Genomic DNA, 18,937 nt, shown 5'->3' on the forward strand with positions numbered 1-18,937 from the left:
CCCACGGATATAAAACATGCACCAATTATCTCAAGAACTCAACCGACGACCGGATTTACCAGCGGCAGGAAGTCATTGATCCGGCATTCTACACGATCACCGTTACGTATGATGACCGGTCCAGGTGTTCCGGTCATGATCAGGTCACCTGGAAGGAGCGTCATGAATTGGGAATGGAAAGCGACCGTAAACCAAGGCCGATACTTCATATTAAAAATGCGGTTTTGATGCACCTTTTCTCCATTAAGGACGGTAAAAACGTTGAGATCGAGTACGTCGGGAATTTCGTCGACAGTAATCAAATGGGGACCAAAGCTAAAGAACGTATCGTAGCTCTTCGCTCTTGTTAAAAACCTTGGATTTTTACTGTGAATATCGGCAGCCGTCATATCTAAGGCCATTGTAAATCCAGCCACGACCGAGGGCGCTTCAGACTCCGAAATATTGCGGCATTTTTTCCCGATGACGATAGTTAACTCTGCTTCGGCGGTGATCGTTCCGCAATCGTCCGGTAACATAATCGAGTCTCCGGGACCGATCAACGTCGTAGACGGCTTCATAAAACCGACCGGCTCGTCGTCCGGATTTTTGAGCTCCAGCTCTGCGGGGTCCTGCACATAATTCATACCGATTCCCCAAATCTTCTCGGGATTCCGATATAATGGCGCGAAAACTGCTTCCTTATGAGGGATCACTGGCAAATTTGCGAGCTTGTGGACGCCGCCGTTTCGATACCATTCACCGAGTTCATCCATCAAACCTTCCCTAATGAGCTCTATTAACGTTCTCGGCCATCTCCCGCCGTCTTCCCTATGAAACGAATCCAGTGCAACATATCCGTGGGAGGTGTAGATAGCTACGATTTCCTCCGAATTCACTTTCAGTGTCGTTAGCTCCATTTCTTCATCTCCGATCGCTTCGTTGAATCACCTATTGACACTATTGGGCAACCATGCCCCTTAAAATTCCATTACGTTTTCACGCAGCGTATTCCCCGTATATTCCTTGCGCATCAAGTCTCTTTCTTGCAGAATAGGAACAACCGTGTCTACAAACTCCTGCATGTAGCTGTGGTCGTGAGTGTCCACCCTAAGGACAAAACCGTCCCCGCCAACCGATTCCATAATATGCTGCAATTGATCCGCCACTTGCTCTGGCGTGCCTGCAATGGATCCTTTGTTACCGGCAGCCTCTTGGATGGCGACCTCCCTAAGCGTTGGGCAGCGACCTGAAGTATAAAACCGGGACAAAGTCGTTTGACCACCTTGGATTTCCTTCTCATCGATCGCGGGCAGCGGTTCATCGATGTTAAACTTGGACAAGTCGAAGCTCATTCTGGACGAAAGAGCAGACAATGCGGCATGAATGAGCGACTCCGGCGGATGCTTCAGAGCCTCCAGCTTCTGGTTGACTTGTTCCTCCGTCTGCCCCAGCACCGGCTTAATAATAAAGAACACCTTCAATTGTTCCGGTTTGCGTCCGAATTTGATCACGCGCTCCTTCATGTCGTCATAGTAAGCCTTCATGTCGTCCACATAATGCGCACCCACGATGACGACATCCGCCCACTTTGCCGCGAAGTCTTTGCCTCGTTGCGACGAGCCCGCCTGAATGATCGTCGGTCTGCCCTGAGGTGATGGCAATACATTCAGCGGGCCACGGCTCTTGTAATATTCGCCTTCAAAATCGATCGGATGTACTTTCTCCGGATCTGCAAAAATGCCCGTTTTTCTGTCCATAATGACCGAGTCTGGTTCCCAACTGCCCCACAATTTAAAGCACAGCTCCATATATTCTTCAGCTTGCTCATAACGCGCATCGTGATCTGGCAATTGATCAATACCGAAATTTAAAAAGCCGGCAGCGTTGCCCGTTGTGACCACATTCCAAGCCACTCGCCCCTTGGAAAGGTGATCCAACGATGCAGTCTGGCGTGCCAAAAGATAAGGAGGGGTAAGCATCGTCGACACGGTCGTGCCGACACCCATATGTTTTGTCGCTGCTGCGACCATCGTAGCGAGCAGCGTCGAATCGTGGTTGATCCCGTTCAAACCATATTTCACATAGTTATCTATTGAACCTTTGAAGGAAGCTGTAATTCCTAAATGATCCGCAAACAGTGCAAAGTCAAACATGCCTTTCTCGCAAATTTGCGCCATTTTCTGATACAACTCCGGCTGCCGCCAGTCTCCCTCCACCGCATCTGGACCGTCCCAGCCGATCGGACCGTATTCAGTAAACCAACCAAAGTGAATTTTCTTTTTCAACGGAGTCTTCCTCTCTATGAGTTAATCATGGCTGCAGACGTCAGTACACTTCCTGTTCGCCGTGCTTTTCCAAAAGCGCCAGAAGCATCTTTCTCATCAAAATTCCCGGATGGTCAGAAAGCATATGGTTTTCTAACTTCTTAGTAATATCCAGAGATACATTGGTTTCCGTCGTTTCCAGCACTTCCATATCTTCATCGACCACTTTTCGGTCAAAGGCAATGATACTCGTCGCAGGAACATCTTCTTCACGATCGTTCCGATAAACGAACTGCACCAGTTGGCAGGTATCGTCGTCGATCGGCGTGGTGCATGTGACAATCGAATGAATCAGTCCCGTCGGATACGTAATGTTGGTTTGCCGAATAAAGGGCATGAACCATTCACTGACTTGCTTACGCACTGTTCTATCTGCATCCATATTCAACGCCTTCACTTCTTGATTCAATTTGTTATGAACCGGAATTTCCATGTAGGCTTCAAAGCCCCAGTCATTCGAGGTAATGGTCACTTTCGGCGGTTTCGGATTGTCGACATCCCCAAACGTATTTTTATGAACGAAATTTACGTGCGCCACATCAAACGAATTTTCCATCAACCGTAAACCGGCGCAATGGATGACTTCATAAAATTCATCCACCTTGCGAAATTCAGGATTGTCTGAATATCTAAACTTAGGGAGCTCCGTAATGGGCGCAGCCAATGCCACCCATACGTAACCGTACCTTTCCTCGCAGTGGTAGCCTTGAATTTTGTACACTTTTGGTGGATCTTCCAGCTCCGATTGCGGAAACCAGGTACATTTGCCGTCTCTGTTAAAAGACCAGCCATGATATGGGCAGACGATGCAGCCGTTCCGAAGCTCACCCTTAGACAGCTTAGCTGTACGATGGCAACACCGATCGATCGCTGCCGCAGGTTTCTGTTCTTCATCCAGCCACAAGACGATATTTTCACCCATTATTTTGAACGGCTTGGGACCATCCTGAAGATCCGCAATTGGCATGACAGGATAATAAAATGATCTTAGTACTTTTTGCTTGGTTTGTAGCATAATTACTTCCTCCTCCTCTTAACGCCCACCTCTTTTAATGCCTATTTATTTTTTTGCCGCTTGTTCCGGCCATACTAATTTCTCGCCGTCATAAACTTTAGATATATATTGAGCATCTGCTACTTGTTCTGCCGTCACTGGTTTCATCAGCACTCCGCTTTCATTCAAGATGTTGATCTCAGATTGCCATTGCTCTTTCGTGAATACGCCGAGCCCTACACCCTTATGCTTTGCAGTTTCAATTAATCCCGTTTCCACTTTTAGGCGATTGCTTTCAATTTCCACATTATAATTACCGCCTGCCCGTTTTTCTAAAATTTTAATCGTCTCTGCTGGATTTTTCACAATCCATTCTTGCGCCTTAAGGAGTGCTCTCAAATAATCTTCTACTGCAGTCGGATGCTTGGCGGCAAAATCGTTATTCGCAGCTACAATCCCGAACGAAGTATTCACCCCTAATTCTTCCGGATCCAGTATACGGACTTTGTAACCGAGCTTTTCCAATTGATAAGGTTCGTTTGATTTAAAGCCCGTGATCGCAACAACTTCGGTAGTTTTTAATATCGTAGGGTCAAAACCTACACCTACTTGTTTAATTTTCGATAGATCCGCGCCTCCCTTTTTAAGCATCGCCGTAATATGGGCAGGCATGGCTCCTTTATACCCTATCATTTTACCTTCCAGGTCTTTAACCGTTTTTATACCCGATTCCTCCAGCGTGATCAATACGCTCAATCCGACCGGTGCCATCGCTAGAATCCCCTTGATCTCAGCGCCGTTCGCCACAGACTGGGCAACCTCGCTCGCCGAACCGGCGTGAGCCACTTGCAGCTTTCCGACAGCAAGCAATTTCATAGCGTCAGCACTCAATCCGGGCATTACACTCACATTAAGTCCTAACTCTTTGAAGAACCCAAGCTCATCCGCGATCCATGCATTCGTATTCGCGATGTTTGCTGAATAGTTAAAGCTAGTCATAGTCGTGATTTCACCGGCAGCTTTGTTTGCAGCGATTCGCTCTCCCCAGTTAATGCCGCTTGTCGTTACTGGCGTACTTGCTGCATTCGCGGGTCCCGTCGTTTCAGCTGGTTTCGCGGATCCGTTTCCTCCACAAGCAGCCAAAACTACCATCATAACGCTTAACGCCATTGCTCCCCAAAACCTTTTATTATTCTTCATCTTTCCCACCCTCTCATCTGATAGAGTTATCATCTTCGGCCCTGCCATCTATTTATTGTTAGTATTCCAGCAAGTTGTCACGAAGGGTATGCCCTGTATATTCGGCTCTCATAGCTCCCCGCTGCTGAAGAACAGGAACCACCATATCTACGAACTCCTGCATGTACTGATGTTCATGCGGGTTTACCCGTAGAACAAAACCGTCTCCTCCAATGGTTTCCATAATAAGCTGCAGCTGATCTGCTACCTGCTCAGGAGTACCGACAATATCCAGATTGTTTCCGACGACCTCTTTGGTTGCAATCTGTCTCAATGTCGGACGTTGACCCTGAGTCTGATGTCGCGACAAGGTGGTCTGGCCACCCGTAATTTCCTTCTCACTCATCGTAGGTACCGGCTCGTCGAGGTCTAACTGGGTTAAGTCCCTATTCATTCTTGTAGACAACTGCGATATCGCCCTATGGAGGTCGTAATCCGACACTGGCTCCGCAGCCTTTTGTCTGGCAAGCTCCTCTGTCGCTGCAAATATGGGCTTAATAATGAATAAGACCTTTACCTCTTCCGGATTCCGTCCATACTTGTGCAGTCGTCCCTTTAAGCTGTCATAGTATATCTTCATGTCATCCACCGTTTGCTTAGCTACGATGACCGCATCAGCCCATCTAGACGCGAATTCCATACCACGATCGGACGAACCAGCTTGAATAGTTACCGGTTTGCCTTCTACCGGGGGTACCATATTGAGCGGTCCGGCGCACTTATAATAATCTCCTTCGAAATGAATCGGCTTCACTTTACTCGGATCGGCAAACATTCCACTTTCCTTGTCCATAACTACTGCATCTTTCTCCCAGCTGTTCCACAACTGATAGCACAATTCCATAAATTCATCCGCTTGGTCATAACGCGCATCATGCTCTGGTACGCTGTCATGGCCAAAATTATCAAAAGCTGACTTACTGTACGACGTCACTATGTTCCAAGCGACGCGCCCCTTGCTCAGATGGTCCAGTGAAGCAAGCTGACGGGCAAGCTGATAAGGCAGCGTTAATGACGTGGACAAGGTTGCTCCAACCCCCAGATGGTTGGTTTGGGCTGCTACCATGGCGGCCAATACCGTTGAGTCATGGCATACGGTCACGCCTTGCAACACATGAGAATCGATAGATTTTCCGGAATCGGACGATATGCCGAGATGATCAGCAAACAGAGCAAAATCAAATTTGCCTTTCTCACATATTTGCGCCATTTTCTGATACATATCCGGCTGCCGCCAGTCCGCTCCTTCTGTAGCTTTAGGATTATTAAAGCCGACAGGTCCCGCATATTGGGAAAACCATCCAAAATGAATCTTTTTTGTCATGTTTAACCCTCTCTTCTATGGAAATCCAACCTTTATTGTGCAGAGCTGTGCCAATGCAAGAACCTGCGTTCGAATACCTTTACGAGGTTAGTCAGCAATATACCCATCAGCGCCAGCAATAAAATACATGCGAACATACGTTCCATTTGCAAGTAATTTGCAGATACTGTAAGCACATTACCTAACCCTTCACTTCCACCGTACATTTCACCGACAATAGCTCCGATGACACCCATGCTCATGCCCGTCCTCGCGGCGGCAAAAATAAACGGCAGGCTATTCGGCAAACGAAGCTTCAAAAAGATCTCAAATTTACTGGCATGTAAGGACTGCAAATATTCATAGTTGTTATCGTCGATCGAACGGAAGCCTATGATCGAGTTAATCAGCATCGGAAAAAATGTACTAATCGCTGCCAAGAGTATTTTGGGAAGCCCTCCGAAGCCAAACCAAACAATGAACAAGGGTGCGATGGCAACGATCGGCGTCACATTGGCCATTACAGCAATCGGCAGCAGCGCACGCTCCAATAAACGGGACTGGGACATTAATACGCCGGCCATCAATGCAACAAACGATCCGATTAAAAATCCAAGAGTCGCTTCATAGAATGTAATCCAAATATGCGGCATATAAAAACTGAAATTACGAGCTAATTCGGCAAATATGCCGGATGGAGCCGGTAAAATGACCATTTTAATTGAAAATACACGAATCACAAGCTCCCATAAGCCAAACAGTACAACAAAAGCTAGGAGTGGCGTGAGAACGGTGCCCGTCATTCCCTTTATTCTGGATTCCGCCGAATCGGCGGCAAGTTTCTTCCTGCCCATTCCGCCCACCCCTTTTTTGCCTACTGCCAGAACCGACGATTCGGATTGACTCATCTCGCTATTCCCACCTTTCCCGCAGCAATTCCCGCAATTGAACCAAATATTTATAAAATTCGGGAGTTTCGATGATTGCTTCATTCCGAGGTCTAGGCAAATCGATATCAATTACATAAGACACACGTCCTGGGCGACTGGACATAATAACGACCTTGTCCGAAAGGTAAATCGCTTCTTGAATGTTATGAGTTACAAAAATAACCGTCTTTTTGTGTTGCTCCCAAATTTTCATCAGTTGGTGCATAAGTAATTCCCTGGTAATTTCATCGAGTGCAGAAAACGGTTCGTCCATCAACAAAGTTGGAGCACCGGAGCCGAACGCCCTGGCGATGCCGACCCTTTGCTTCATCCCCCCGGAGAGCTCCCTCGGATAGGCATGCATGAAATCCCCAAGCCCAACGGATTGTAGCAGCTCGATCGGATCTCCTTTTTGCTCTGCAAGGTCAATTTTACTCTTACGATTCACTTCAAAAGGAATGTTCATGTTTTGCAGCACTGTTCTCCAGGAAAAAAGCGCTGGGACTTGCGGAACAAACCCAAATTGCTTGTCGGATTGCATCTCGAGCGGCGTTCGACCGCCTACCGTGACATCACCTTCCTCGGCATTCATTAAACCACCGATAACCCGCAGTAATGTCGACTTTCCGCATCCGCTCGGACCTATAAAGCTTACAAATGATCCTTGGTCAATATCTAAATTGATGCCGCTTAATGCTTCGGTTGATTGCCCCCTGCGAACAAAACGTTTGCTGAGATTTGATACCTTGATATAAGACACATTGCTGCCCCCTTTAGAAGTCCATTACATCATCCCGGATAAGACTGACGTCGATTGAGCGACGAAGCCGTAACACTGTTTTATATTGTAGATTGTCGCTTCTTCACAAAACGCGGGTGAGGTCGTCGCACTGCAATCATCCAACAGTATGGCGTCATATCCGATGCAAACCGCATCCTCCAGTGTAGCCATTACGCATTGATCCACGTTCACCCCGGCAAAAAATAACGTATGAACGTTTAAATTTCTCAAGACGCTGTCAAGGGGGGTATCCCAAAAACCGCTCATGCGGTATTTATCCACGTAGATATCCGTTTCCTGAACCTCCAATTCCGATACAATCGCCGCCCCCCAGCTATTTTTCTCCAATACAGCCGATTTGTTTTTCGGGAGCTGCCCGCCTAGACCAACGTCCTCACCGCTCTGGTTATAGACATGCAGCACGGACGGGCTTAAATTCAACCGATCCGGCCGGTTTCCCCAATTGAGCCAAATCACGGGAACATCTGCTTTTCTAAACTCAGGAAGTAATCGATTTAACGTTTCGATAGGTTTTCGAGCTGGCATGAAATCCGCTCCAATATAGTCCAACCAACCGCCGGCAGTACAAAAATCGTTCTGCATATCAATAACGACAATCGCCGATTTCGCCAGATCCACAGTAACTCGTTGGGGCTGCGCATCGAAGGTGACCGGTATAGTGGGCAACGGCAATCTTTGAAGATCCACTTGCTCCTTTGTCACCTGCCAATTGTTTCGGCGATTTCCTAGAAGTTGCATATTTCATTCCTCCCGCTTATAGTCTAAATCTAGTTGAGTCGTTATGGTCTCCACCCACTTCAACAAGCGGGCATCTTGTCCGGGACCAGCAATCAAGGATAAGCCGATAGGTAATCCATCCTTGCCGACAAAAGGCAGGTTCACCTGTGGCAAACCAGCTAAACCCGCAACGCAGCCAAGCAGCAGCGTTCGTTGACGACGTTCTTCCATCAACTGCCCTCGCGTATTACGCAGTGGGGGGGTGCCCGGAGCCGTCGGTGCAAGGATGACCCCGTCATCCTTTAACAACTCTCTCATTCTTTCCTTGATCTGTTCACGTATTCGCAGTTCTTCCTGCACTTCGATATCTTGCAGCGTGCTGCTCCACTGAAACCTCTCCTCGGTTCCAGGTCCGAAGCGTGGTTGCTCACGCTGAATCCATGCCCTGTGCGTTTGCCATATTTCCCAGCCTTGCAGGGTGCGGAAGACACGCATCCATTCTTCCAATCCTTCTTCGGCTACTGTGAAAGTTTCGGTGCCATTTACAAAGCTCTTGATTTGACCTATCGCCGGGGAAAGTGCTGCTAGACAAGTTCCGTCCGCCAATGCCATCATGTCCTCCGCCACGAACAACTTGCGAAAACCGGAATCAGCAGGAGGCTCGGACTTCAAAAGCACCATTCCCACTTCCATCAACACGCTGGGTTGTTTCGCTATCCAGCCAACGGTATCAAACATCGGAGCAAGCGGGACAACCCCTCGCTCCGACACACTTCCATGAGACGGGCGAAAACCGTATTGGCCGCAATAACTCGCGGGAATGCGTATGGAGCCCGCCGTATCCGTCCCTAGGGCAAAATCGACCAAGCCGGCGGCGACCGCTACTGCCGATCCACTGGAAGATCCGCCAGGAATATGCCGCTCCGCCATCGGATTAAGCGGAGTTCCATAATGGTAATTCTCTCCGTTCAAACCAAACATTAATTCGTCGGAATGCGTGACTCCGATCATTTTCGCCCCTTGCCTCAGCAGGAGACCGATCGCATCCGCATCACGTTCGGCAGCGACATGGGTTCGTTTCCAATCCGGACTCCCCGCACCTGCTACGTACCCTTTTATGTCAAAAACGTCCTTTACCGCAAAGGTTAAGCCGTTCAATGTACCGGAACCTAGAGCATCCAATTGAAGGAGATCATTACAAAAGGCACCATAAGGATCACTCATCTTAATGACCCCCTCCGTCTTCGATACGGTTGTTGAAGAATGGGTCATGCTTTACTTTGGGGAGAACCTGTGAGATTTCAAATCGACACAGTTCTTGCATGGCTTTGGCCAGCTCGCTTGCACTCCGCTGCATGATGACCTCTCCTTTTTCAGCGGTTGCTTTTGTAGCGTCCCCAGCGATCCCGCTTTGCGAAATATCACTCATCACCCAAGCAAACCGAATTTTTCCTTCCAAGGTCAAAAATTCAAGTTGAGACACATCCGGCATTTCCGATACCCTTAATTCTTCCTGGACCCAATTTGGTTTAATCGCCATAAGCATAGAGGTTTCAATATCCCCGCCATGAATACCGTATTCCAGTTCCTCCTCCGAAACCAGATCATGCGTTGTGTCCAAGCTGTGGGGATTAACGTAGAAAACCATCAGACCGGTTGAAACCCGGATTTCCCTCGCAGCCACGTTCAGCAAATCAACATTGCCGCCGTGTGTGTTAAACAACAGCAGCCGTCGAAATCCGTTTCTTTTCACACTGGCTCCAATATCAGACAGCACATGAAGCAGCGTTGCCGAAGACAAGGAAAAGGTGCCCGCGTAATCCAGGTGTTCGTTGCTCTTACCGTAGGAAATCGGGGGAAGCAGCCAAACGTTCGTTTCCTCTGGCAGCAGATCCATCGTTTGCGTCAGCAGCGCTTCCCCAATGAGAGCGTCTGTCATGACCGGCATGTGCCAACCGTGCTGCTCGACTGCACCGACCGGTAAAATAACGAGAGCGTCATCCTTCGCGAGCTGCTTGATTTGCAGGGAAGAGAGCCGGGGTAAAAACCGTTCTTCCCAGGCCTTACCTTCATATCTAAACATGTCTTATGCTCCTCTCAGGCGTAACCCTGTTAGCACACGAATATCTTCGTCATCCAGGCTAGCCTCTGGGCCGGATCGAATGAGAGCTGTAAAATTCTCATCGGGAATCAACGTGGTCAACACATAAAGCTTTCCGACCCCCGTGTTCTCAACTTCATGCATATGCCCCGGAGATACAACGAAATAGGAGCCCTGCCGGATCGCTACTACCTCCCCATCTACGGTCGCCTTGCCCTCCCCCGCAATTACATAAAAATATTCGTATGCTGCACTATGTTCGTTCGGCGGTGTTTTCCCACCCTCATCAAAAATTTCCACAACGGATACAAAAGGAAATTTTTCTCCGTCACAAAGGATAATAAATTTGTTGCTGTCCTGGGCAGAAATTTTATGCACCGGGCAGTTTTCAAAATGGTCTGCAAGCATTCCTGTCGTTAGCATTATCATCTTCCTCTCGGGACCTTCGTCCAATGTTTGAATTGAACCCATATCTAACATAACTATAATAAAGAGGATTCAATTAATAGCTTTTCATTTGTTATGTAATGTTAGGTGACATCTTATATTAGAAATATAGATTTTATCTAGTATTTAGTCAATGGATATCACATAAGTTTGTATAATTACATAAATAAAACTCAATACGCTGTAAAATAACCAATGTTAATGTTATGTGTATGTTATGTTCATTCAGATATTATTAAGTATTTTAACAATAAAAGAAATATTATCCTTTAGTATTTAAGCTGTTCAGATGAATGCGCGTTGTCATGGATGCTTATTGTCATAAGGGGAGGGGGCAAGTCGGATGTTTGGAAGAATTCCTGTGAATGAGAAAGAGGCGGATCGGCTCCGCCTCTTTCTGCCTGCTATTGCAAGGTGCAATCGTATTCCAGATTAGAGCAGTGAGGATAGATCCGCTACATATACTCTGCGCGTTCCATCGACAAAGCCATTAAACGCAATCCATTTGAACCCATAATCCCAAGCCGGATGAGGATCCACCCTAAGAGTTTTGTCATAAGCTTGTTCCGTACGGATGCGCACAATCGCAGTTTCTTTTCCACTTCGCAAATCAACCCAGCGTAGCGGTACGGTTCCATCGCCATAAGCAGTTGTGTCATTTAAATAAGAATCGGTCAGCAAATGGGTTCCATTCAAATGAACGGTAGGATGCCCGGATCCCGGATTGTCCACCAGCTTGTGCAATTCACTACCATCGTAGCGGAATTGCACGAAGCGGATCCCCTCCCCTTCGATATTCAAATTCATCGTTAAATGCTCACCATCAGGATGCCAATTAATATGATGGCCGCCCTTCGAATATTCCTCAAGAGATACAGCCAGGTGGACATCGGTGCCGTCACTTTTCACAGTAATGGCCAGTTTGATTTCACCACCGCCAGGCTTCAGCCATCTGAGAATCATCATCAGTCGCGTGCCCTGCGGGTTATACCGGCATTGAAAGCCGTAGCTTTCACTCGTACGGAATTTATCCAAATCTAGCTGGGAGCTGAGTGATTCCAGCATATCTCCAATCGAGATCAACAGCTTTCTTCGTCCGCTTTCTATATCTGTAATATAAATGCCGTCGTCGTAGGGCATCCCACCATTTCTCGGTATGAATTCATCAGGAACGATCACGCCATAACCATGCTGGGTTCGCCTTGCACGGAGCGGGCAGGTGGTTGCAGCACTTCGCCCATCAGGCGAAATGACGAACAACCCCTCCTCAAAAATATGTTTGCTGCCCGTAAACGGATTCAGCCTCACGCCAATAGGCTTCCATGTGGTCGAATTCACATCATTATAAAATAATTCCGTGTCCTTAGTTCCCCATTGAACCTGAGCACCAACCTGGCTCTCCCAGCCGCAGGTCTCAGCTACAATAGCCTCGGTGCCTTCTTGCAGATCAAGCAGTACAATTTGCCCCATTTCACCAGGAACCGGGTACCGATCCTCAAAGGGCATACGAAAAAGTGCCATATACCGACCCGATGGACTAAAGGGTGATGTATCAAAAAAACGATGGATGACCCGTCCTTCGCTGGGGGTGACACACCAAACGGGAACCTCCGGGTTAAATTCCGTATAGGCAGGATAATGAGCAGATAAATCAATCAATGACGCTTACCTCCCTTGTTTTACTAACTACTCATAGTTTAACAAGCGCACCTTGGAGGAGCTATGCATACAATCCGTCAAATCATGTACCAATCCCGCAAAACCTTAATGCTCCTAGCTTGCCAATACCCTGTGAAGTTTGCAACAAAGAGATCCGCACCCACCAGCGAAAGCCTGATGCAAATAGCTGATAGTTTGCACCGTGCGTTTAAGCCAAACTTAATATCTTATCGAAAACCTATTTGATGGCAATTCTGCGATGTATCCTCATCGAAAGGGCTTCGATCAGAATCTTTTTCTATATCCAGACTTTCCCGTGAATTAATATTACATATATGGGATAATTTCCATGTAAGTTTACTTGAATAAGCTGGAGGTAGAAAAATGGCAAAGTTCGTTATTCGAAGGATGCGACAACCGGACGATTTTGTGGCGGTTGCTCCGCTGCTAAATCTGATCTGGTCGGAGCCGACAACGGCTGAACGGCTGAAGGAAGACGAGGACAAAATCCCTCCAGGCAAGCTGCATTACAATGAAGAGGGCGAGCTGATGGGATGGGATCGTCCCAAATGGGTTGCGGAAGACGAGCATGGACAAGTCGTCGCCTACGCGATCGCTTGGAGAGCTCCATGGACAGAGACCGGAGCATTGATCCATACCGTTGTCGTTCACCCAGAAAGCCGTGGGAACGGGGTTGGGACAGCCTTGTACGTTGCGCTTCATCAATGGGCTGTAGCTGTCAAAGCCTCGCGTCTGATCGACTTCATTAGGGAAACAGATGAGCGGTCGGCAGCTTTTGCAAAACGTCGAGGCTACGTAAAGGAACGCCACACGTTCGAATCCGTTCTGGACTTGGCATCATTTGATGGCGGTGAACTGTACAATTCGATCAACGAGGCAGAGCGAGCCGGAATCCGATTCGTCACGTTGGGGGAGGTGCCAGGGGAAGCGAGCGAGAGAAAGCTGTATGAGTTGTATAAGGTCACGCATCCCGATATTCCTGGATACTCCGGCAGCTTTCCCATTTTCGAAGAATGGAAAAAATGGAGCATTGAGCAAACCGGTGTACGCCCGGAATGGATCCATATCGCCAAGGATGGCGATCGCTACATTGGCGTCGTCACGTTGCAGCAGAACGATCAAACATGGGCGATGTATCATGAATACACCGGCGTGCTTCTGGAATACCGCGGACGCCATATTGCGCTCGCCTTAAAAATGCTCGGTGTGCAAACGGCCCGCACATGCGGAGTCCCCTATTTGAGAACACACAACGATTCAATGAATGTCCCCATGCTGCGAATAAATCGTGATCTGATTGGCTTCCGGGCGGAGCCTGGGAATTATAAGATGGTGCGCGAGCTCAGATGAGTGTAAGTGAGATAGTTCTGGATAAAGAGCGGCAGCCTATGACGAGGAGCTCGTTATAGACTGCCGCTTTATGCGTTATTTGTAAGCCAATCTACCCTTTCTTATACTTCCTACGCTATTCTACGAATCCTTGTAGCCAACGGACAAGCGTTCCTCTGTATTGACCGTTGCTTGGTCTTGGCCATCACGCAGGGCGGGAGGCAGCCAGCCGTCAGCCGACTTGCTGATTTTGTAAAAGGCCTCCGGCTGCGGGATATCGGGCCAGGTTTTGCCTTCGCCGTTAAACTGTGGCAGCCAAGGAGCAAGCGCATCGAACATTTCATCACACATATCCCATACCTGCTGGGTCGTACATTGCGTAGCCGTTAACGGATCATGCAGAATCGCCAGCTTTACCAGCTCGCGGTTGCCAGTTAACGCAGCCTCAACGGCCATTTCCTGCACACTGATGCTTGTGCGGCAGGTCGCCGCACATTGCAACGGCAGGTCGCCAACCCATGCTACACTAATGCCATTACGGTCCACGTAGCATGGGATTTCGACTGTCGAGCCATCCGGCAGGTTCGTAATAAAGCCTTTGTTCTCGATATTAAAGTGGCCGCGGTAAGTGCTCCCCGTTTCCAGCGCCTCGATAATATAAGAACCATGCTCGTCGGAGCGTTCGCCTAGCTTCATATATTCAGCTTCGCCGCTCATCCATTTTGGATACATTTCTAAATATTCATCGCGTTTGGAGATGCAATGGTTCAAATAACCAGCGGTCCTGCCGCCAATCCATTCGCCTTGATAAATCCATTTGTCGATCTCTTCCTTGTTTTTGCGATACCAGGGCAAATATTCACTCAGATGGCCATTAGACTCCGTTGAATAATAACCGAAACGCTTCAGTACATCGATCCGGCAAGGCTCGCGCTCGGAAAGCTCAGGATGCTTCTGGAAAGCCTCCAACAAATAAGGTGTCATGTCCCTACCCTCATGGGTCACTTGAATATACCAGGTTTGGTGGTTAATCCCGGCGCATATAAAATCGACTTCCTCGCGGGGCAAGCCAAGCGCCCGGGCAATCTGCTTGTGGCCGCCTTGAACGCCGTGGCATAAGCCAACCACATTAATGCCACCTGCGCGCCGAAGCGCCCAAGTGTTCATCGCCATCGGGTTGGAGTAATTCAGCAGCAACGCATTAGGTGCGGTCTCACGCATATCTTTGGCAATACCAAGCAGTACAGGAATCGTCCGCAGTGCAAAAAACACGCCGCCCGGTCCAAGTGTATCACCGACACATTGATCCACACCATATTTCAAGGGAATTTCCACATCGTGATGGAACGCTTCCAACCCGCCAACACGCGCCATACAAATCACATAATCGGCTCCTGAGATCGCTTCCCGTTGGTTCGTCGTTTCTACGATCGTTGCAGCCAAGCTATTCTTGCCAATCAGGTTGCGGCACAAATCTGCAACCATCCGCAAATTATCTGCGTGAATATCCATCAGCCTAAATTCCGTATCCCTGAATTTCTCGACGGATAAAATGTCCATCATCAATCTGCGTGTAAAACCAACACTACCAGCACCAATCATGGCTACCTTCAACATGCTTATTCCCTCCTGTTTGATCATCTATATAATAAATTGCTTCCTATCTATAAAGTAAAGTATTATATAAACAATGACAATGGTAATAAACTGCTTTTACCCTACAATATATTGCTGTTCTACTATAACGCTTTCAAAATATGGCCAAAGGGAGGGTCTGAGCATGTCAAGCAAGTCCAAAGAGCCGTTTCGACATAACTACGGCTTTCGGTTTCGGGAAACCCCGGAATATGAAATAGCCCAAATCCATGGGATTGGGTGGGAAAATACAATAAGCACAGAGTATGACTGGGATGGCCTTAACCGTGGCGACCAAAGCAGCTTTTTATTCCAATATACATTATCTGGACGCGGAATGATCCAGATTGATCAGCAAACCCATCCCCTGCTTGCCGGGAAAGCTTTTATGGTATGGATTCCTGGAAACCACCGCTATTATTTTCCTGCGGATAGCGACCATTGGGAGTACATGTTCGTTATCTTGCGCGGCGAACGCCTCGCCACGATTATTCAGGAGCTTATCGGCAAGCTCGGATATTTACCCGATTTCACGATCGATAGCCCTACTATCCGCACTTTAAAATTGATATTCGAGCAGGCCAAGCTGCGGCAAATTACAGATGGATACTTGAATTCACTGTATGCCTACCAATTTATTATCGAGCTTCAGCGCAGCACTACCTTTGAGAAATCCAGCTCAGAGATCCCGGAATCCATTTTAAAAACCGTCCATTTTATTGATCTTAATTACGAGCAGCTTGTTAATCTTGACGAAATGGCAGAAATTTCTGGATTGTCCAAATACCACTTTTTGCGCCAATTTAATCGCTTTATGGGGCTGACCCCGCTGGAATATTTGAATAAGCTGCGGATTGAGAAGGCTGCCGTTTTATTGAAGACGTCGGAGCAAACCTTGGATGAAATTGCCATTCATGTTGGTTTTGCCAATGGCAATTATTTTTCCAAGGTATTCAGGCATTGGGTGGGTATGTCACCGGGAAAATACCGCAGCGAGCAAGGCTTGGCCACCGATAATTTATTTTTGAGATGATTGATTTAAAGGAATTTTTTTCAAAGCGCTATATAGCACGGTCTGATTACGCCCATTCTCTTTGGCTTCATACAAGGATTGGTCCGCATATTTAAATAAGGTATGGAGATCCTGGGCGGAATCAGGGTAAGAGGCAATCCCCAAAGAAATGGTAATTTTCTCACCAATCGGGTTCTCCAGAATTTCAATCTGCGTTCTTATGCGCTCGGCTAAGAGGAATGCCTCTTCACTGGTAGTATCAGGCAGCAGAATGGTAAACTCTTCTCCACCGTATCTACAGCAAAAATCATGCTCGCGTTTTTCGGACTGCATAACACGGGCTGTAAATTTGAGCACCTCGTCACCCATTTGATGGCCGTGCTTGTCATTGACAGCTTTAAAATGATCCAAATCAAGCATCACGATACTGAAATTCATCGGGTTCTCGAACCACAAACGGAGAATGGATTCCATGGATCTTCTATTGGTCAGGCCAGTCAAAGGATCGGTTTGCGCTTCAAACGATAGCTCCTCCGCCCTTTTACGCATCGCATTAAAAGCCTCGGTTATCGTGGTGTATAGCTCATTAGCCTCATAATTCCAGTGATTAATATTCGGAATTTGGCTATATAGAGCTTCATTCTTGTTTAGCCTTGAGGCAAGGTGTGCAAGCTTATTAAGTGGCTCTGATAGCTTAGCTGAAACCCAAAGCACAAAAAGCAGCACAATAACTAATAGCGGCAACGAGTATAAGCCCATCGTCCTCAGCAAGGCACGCACATTATCTTCCACATTGCTTACAGGTGATTGTGAGACTACCCCCCACCCTACCTCCGGTACATAGGAGTACCCCGCCAAAAATTGGCGGCCTTCCGTATTGGTGACCTTTTGCTGACCACTTTGTCCAGCCATCAGCTGTTGAACTACAGGATTGGGTGAAGCAGGCGTACCAATCCGCCCAGGACTCGGATGAAATAAGATATGGCCTGAAGCGTCTATCACATAGAAGTAGGAGCCATTACTATTTTCTGATTGCTCCCCGAATATTTTTTTTCAACACATTCGCTTCTTGCAGGTAAATAGAGCCAGCTATATAGCCTTTATAGGCGCCGGTTACATCAAAAATAGGGTGGCTGACCATGATAACCATACGTTTTGTAATGGATACATAAGGTTCGGAAATTAAAGGCTTCCTTAGCTCCAGCGCTTGTTTCGATGCTTGTGAGGTCAGCTTTTGACCAACGATACCTAAACTGCTGGGCGATACAGAACGTACCGTACCTTCAGTATCAATCATCGACATCGAGCTAAAGAAGGTATCCGTGCTCATCAGAAAATCTAACTGCTTCTGTGTAGCTTCATCCGAGCTCTCCTCATTCGAATAATAGAGCGCTGTCCCTTTTACGGATTGCTTCATGGATAATATAATCGTTTGGGCCGTTCGGCTAAGCTCATTGGAATGAATCCTGTTTAAATCGAGTGTATTGTTATACAAAGAGGATTTTTCAGCTTGATAGGCAACTAGGGCATTGATGAGCAATGTAATAATTACTGAAAATAAAACGACGCTGGAAATGATCAGAGAAAGTTTAAATCCTTTATTTGCATACTTGTGTTCTACCAATGATGTTCCCCCTAAGCCTCTGCCTTGAATACATAGTGTTGGATCTGCTTTAAGATTGTTCGTTTTTGGTTTGAATGTACATCCCGTCGTTCTCCGACCATTCCATATACAAGATATCCTGTATACGGTTAATTCCCTGCTTCTTAAGCTCGCCAACTAACCACTGCTCATCACGACCAAGCCTTGCTAAACGGTCACGTTGGACACGCCCATTTTCTACAATCACCATAGGCAAGGAGAGTGGCTTATCGTGCAGCCCCAAATCTTTGCGCGTCACGCTTTCCTCAGACGAGTTTTTCATAACAGAGATACTGCCATTGGTTTCAAATACGGCAAAAGCCACTTCCCGTACCGTGAAAATATTTTGTTCGCGAAGCAGGGTATGGAGCTGGTCAAAATCGAGGTTATTGCGCTTCATCGCGCGAAAATCAATCTTGCCATGAGAAATAATGATTTCGGCACGACCATTCAAATATTTGGACATACCTGGAATGAACTGCACCAGCTTTTCCAAAAAAATCGCCATCAATGTCCATAAAACCAACGCGTACAAAAGCTCCATTAAACTAATATCTTTATCATAAAGAGTGTTGCCCACAATTTCGCTCAGCATTAAGGAGGATACAAAATCAAAAGCAGTCAGTTGAGATATTTCTTTCTTGCCTAATATTCTTGTAATCAACCATAGCCCTACCATGGCTGTGACCAATTTAACTGTTATGTATACAAAGCTCTCCACTTAGGAACATCCCTCTCTTACGTTTAAGAACATTTTACACTATCGCAAGCATTCTTGATACTAAATCCAGCTAAAATGTG

18 protein-coding genes are annotated in these 18,937 nt (G+C 47.2%); 2 read left to right on the forward strand and 16 right to left on the reverse strand.

What is annotated here, in order from left to right:
• Positions 1–38 precede the first annotated feature (38 nt).
• The 12 genes from G9U52_RS03445 to G9U52_RS03500 form a co-directional block, all read right to left on the reverse strand.
• Positions 39–899 (reverse strand): fumarylacetoacetate hydrolase family protein, encoded by an 861-nt coding sequence (locus G9U52_RS03445; RefSeq protein ID WP_166146159.1) that lies wholly within the window; start codon positions 897–899, stop codon positions 39–41.
• Positions 900–959: 60 nt separating this feature from the next.
• Positions 960–2,267, reverse strand: a complete 1,308-nt coding sequence (locus G9U52_RS03450) for an NtaA/DmoA family FMN-dependent monooxygenase (protein ID WP_166146162.1) — start codon at positions 2,265–2,267, stop codon at positions 960–962.
• A gap of 40 nt (positions 2,268–2,307) precedes the next feature.
• Positions 2,308–3,321 (reverse strand): aromatic ring-hydroxylating dioxygenase subunit alpha, encoded by a 1,014-nt coding sequence (locus G9U52_RS03455; RefSeq protein WP_166146165.1) that lies wholly within the window; start codon positions 3,319–3,321, stop codon positions 2,308–2,310.
• 45 nt (positions 3,322–3,366) lie between these two features.
• Positions 3,367–4,500 (reverse strand): ABC transporter substrate-binding protein, encoded by a 1,134-nt coding sequence (locus G9U52_RS03460; RefSeq protein WP_166146168.1) that lies wholly within the window; start codon positions 4,498–4,500, stop codon positions 3,367–3,369.
• Between the two features lie 58 nt (positions 4,501–4,558).
• Positions 4,559–5,863 carry an NtaA/DmoA family FMN-dependent monooxygenase gene (locus G9U52_RS03465; protein WP_166146170.1) on the reverse strand — a complete coding sequence of 435 codons (1,305 nt, stop codon included), beginning with the start codon at positions 5,861–5,863 and terminating at the stop codon, positions 4,559–4,561.
• Between the two features lie 32 nt (positions 5,864–5,895).
• On the reverse strand, positions 5,896–6,750 hold the full coding sequence (locus tag G9U52_RS03470) for an ABC transporter permease (protein WP_166146173.1): 855 nt from the start codon (positions 6,748–6,750) through the stop codon (positions 5,896–5,898).
• A gap of 4 nt (positions 6,751–6,754) precedes the next feature.
• Positions 6,755–7,531 (reverse strand): ABC transporter ATP-binding protein, encoded by a 777-nt coding sequence (locus G9U52_RS03475; protein WP_166146176.1) that lies wholly within the window; start codon positions 7,529–7,531, stop codon positions 6,755–6,757.
• 24 nt (positions 7,532–7,555) lie between these two features.
• The gene (locus G9U52_RS03480) at positions 7,556–8,311 is read right to left on the reverse strand and encodes a cysteine hydrolase family protein (RefSeq protein WP_166146179.1); all 756 of its coding nucleotides are present in this window, start codon (positions 8,309–8,311) and stop codon (positions 7,556–7,558) included.
• A gap of 3 nt (positions 8,312–8,314) precedes the next feature.
• Positions 8,315–9,514 (reverse strand): amidase, encoded by a 1,200-nt coding sequence (locus G9U52_RS03485; protein WP_166146182.1) that lies wholly within the window; start codon positions 9,512–9,514, stop codon positions 8,315–8,317.
• A gap of 1 nt (position 9,515) precedes the next feature.
• Positions 9,516–10,373 carry a creatininase family protein gene (locus G9U52_RS03490; protein WP_166146185.1) on the reverse strand — a complete coding sequence of 286 codons (858 nt, stop codon included), beginning with the start codon at positions 10,371–10,373 and terminating at the stop codon, positions 9,516–9,518.
• Positions 10,374–10,376: 3 nt separating this feature from the next.
• Positions 10,377–10,814: a cupin domain-containing protein gene (locus G9U52_RS03495; protein ID WP_166146188.1), complete on the reverse strand. Its 438-nt coding sequence runs from the start codon at positions 10,812–10,814 to the stop codon at positions 10,377–10,379.
• Positions 10,815–11,270: 456 nt separating this feature from the next.
• Positions 11,271–12,497 (reverse strand): hypothetical protein, encoded by a 1,227-nt coding sequence (locus G9U52_RS03500; RefSeq protein WP_207952756.1) that lies wholly within the window; start codon positions 12,495–12,497, stop codon positions 11,271–11,273.
• 384 nt (positions 12,498–12,881) lie between these two features.
• Between G9U52_RS03500 and G9U52_RS03505 the strand changes: the two genes are divergently transcribed.
• Positions 12,882–13,868: a GNAT family N-acetyltransferase gene (locus tag G9U52_RS03505; RefSeq protein WP_166146191.1), complete on the forward strand. Its 987-nt coding sequence runs from the start codon at positions 12,882–12,884 to the stop codon at positions 13,866–13,868.
• Positions 13,869–13,988: 120 nt separating this feature from the next.
• Here G9U52_RS03505 and G9U52_RS03510 read toward each other — a convergent pair whose 3' ends face one another.
• Complete coding sequence (locus tag G9U52_RS03510; RefSeq protein ID WP_166146194.1) at positions 13,989–15,464, reverse strand: alpha-glucosidase/alpha-galactosidase; 1,476 nt, start codon at positions 15,462–15,464, stop codon at positions 13,989–13,991.
• A 163-nt stretch (positions 15,465–15,627) separates the two neighbouring features.
• Here G9U52_RS03510 and G9U52_RS03515 point away from each other — a divergent pair, with 163 nt between their 5' ends.
• Positions 15,628–16,515 (forward strand): AraC family transcriptional regulator, encoded by an 888-nt coding sequence (locus G9U52_RS03515; protein ID WP_166146197.1) that lies wholly within the window; start codon positions 15,628–15,630, stop codon positions 16,513–16,515.
• On the opposite strand, the gene G9U52_RS41270 is transcribed toward G9U52_RS03515, so the two are convergent.
• The 3 genes from G9U52_RS41270 to G9U52_RS03525 are packed head-to-tail and all read right to left on the reverse strand — an operon-like array spanning position 16,501 to position 18,857.
• Positions 16,501–17,496: a sensor domain-containing diguanylate cyclase gene (locus G9U52_RS41270; protein ID WP_311764797.1), complete on the reverse strand. Its 996-nt coding sequence runs from the start codon at positions 17,494–17,496 to the stop codon at positions 16,501–16,503. The two genes, G9U52_RS03515 and G9U52_RS41270, sit on opposite strands and share 15 nt — an antisense overlap.
• A 19-nt stretch (positions 17,497–17,515) precedes the next feature.
• Positions 17,516–18,118, reverse strand: coding sequence for a PDC sensor domain-containing protein (locus tag G9U52_RS39710; RefSeq protein WP_243767093.1), 603 nt, complete (start codon positions 18,116–18,118; stop codon positions 17,516–17,518).
• Positions 18,119–18,167: 49 nt separating this feature from the next.
• Positions 18,168–18,857 carry a DUF421 domain-containing protein gene (locus tag G9U52_RS03525; RefSeq protein WP_311764798.1) on the reverse strand — a complete coding sequence of 230 codons (690 nt, stop codon included), beginning with the start codon at positions 18,855–18,857 and terminating at the stop codon, positions 18,168–18,170.
• Positions 18,858–18,937 lie beyond the last annotated feature (80 nt).

Source organism: Paenibacillus agricola, from assembly GCF_011440305.1.
GTDB lineage: Bacteria > Bacillota > Bacilli > Paenibacillales > NBRC-103111 > Paenibacillus_S > Paenibacillus_S agricola.

What these genes read in the sequence shown, in the direction of transcription:
- G9U52_RS03445 (WP_166146159.1), bottom strand. Translation starts at nt 899, where the DNA reads ATGGAGCTAACGACACTGAAAGTGAATTCGGAGGAAATCGTAGCTATC.
- G9U52_RS03490 (WP_166146185.1), bottom strand. Translation starts at nt 10,373, where the DNA reads ATGTTTAGATATGAAGGTAAGGCCTGGGAAGAACGGTTTTTACCCCGG.
- G9U52_RS03505 (WP_166146191.1), top strand. Translation starts at nt 12,882, where the DNA reads ATGGCAAAGTTCGTTATTCGAAGGATGCGACAACCGGACGATTTTGTG.
- G9U52_RS03495 (WP_166146188.1), bottom strand. Translation starts at nt 10,814, where the DNA reads ATGCTAACGACAGGAATGCTTGCAGACCATTTTGAAAACTGCCCGGTG.
- G9U52_RS03480 (WP_166146179.1), bottom strand. Translation starts at nt 8,311, where the DNA reads ATGCAACTTCTAGGAAATCGCCGAAACAATTGGCAGGTGACAAAGGAG.
- G9U52_RS03455 (WP_166146165.1), bottom strand. Translation starts at nt 3,321, where the DNA reads ATGCTACAAACCAAGCAAAAAGTACTAAGATCATTTTATTATCCTGTC.
- G9U52_RS03465 (WP_166146170.1), bottom strand. Translation starts at nt 5,863, where the DNA reads ATGACAAAAAAGATTCATTTTGGATGGTTTTCCCAATATGCGGGACCT.
- G9U52_RS03515 (WP_166146197.1), top strand. Translation starts at nt 15,628, where the DNA reads ATGTCAAGCAAGTCCAAAGAGCCGTTTCGACATAACTACGGCTTTCGG.
- G9U52_RS03460 (WP_166146168.1), bottom strand. Translation starts at nt 4,500, where the DNA reads ATGAAGAATAATAAAAGGTTTTGGGGAGCAATGGCGTTAAGCGTTATG.
- G9U52_RS03485 (WP_166146182.1), bottom strand. Translation starts at nt 9,514, where the DNA reads ATGAGTGATCCTTATGGTGCCTTTTGTAATGATCTCCTTCAATTGGAT.
- G9U52_RS03470 (WP_166146173.1), bottom strand. Translation starts at nt 6,750, where the DNA reads ATGAGTCAATCCGAATCGTCGGTTCTGGCAGTAGGCAAAAAAGGGGTG.
- G9U52_RS03510 (WP_166146194.1), bottom strand. Translation starts at nt 15,464, where the DNA reads ATGTTGAAGGTAGCCATGATTGGTGCTGGTAGTGTTGGTTTTACACGC.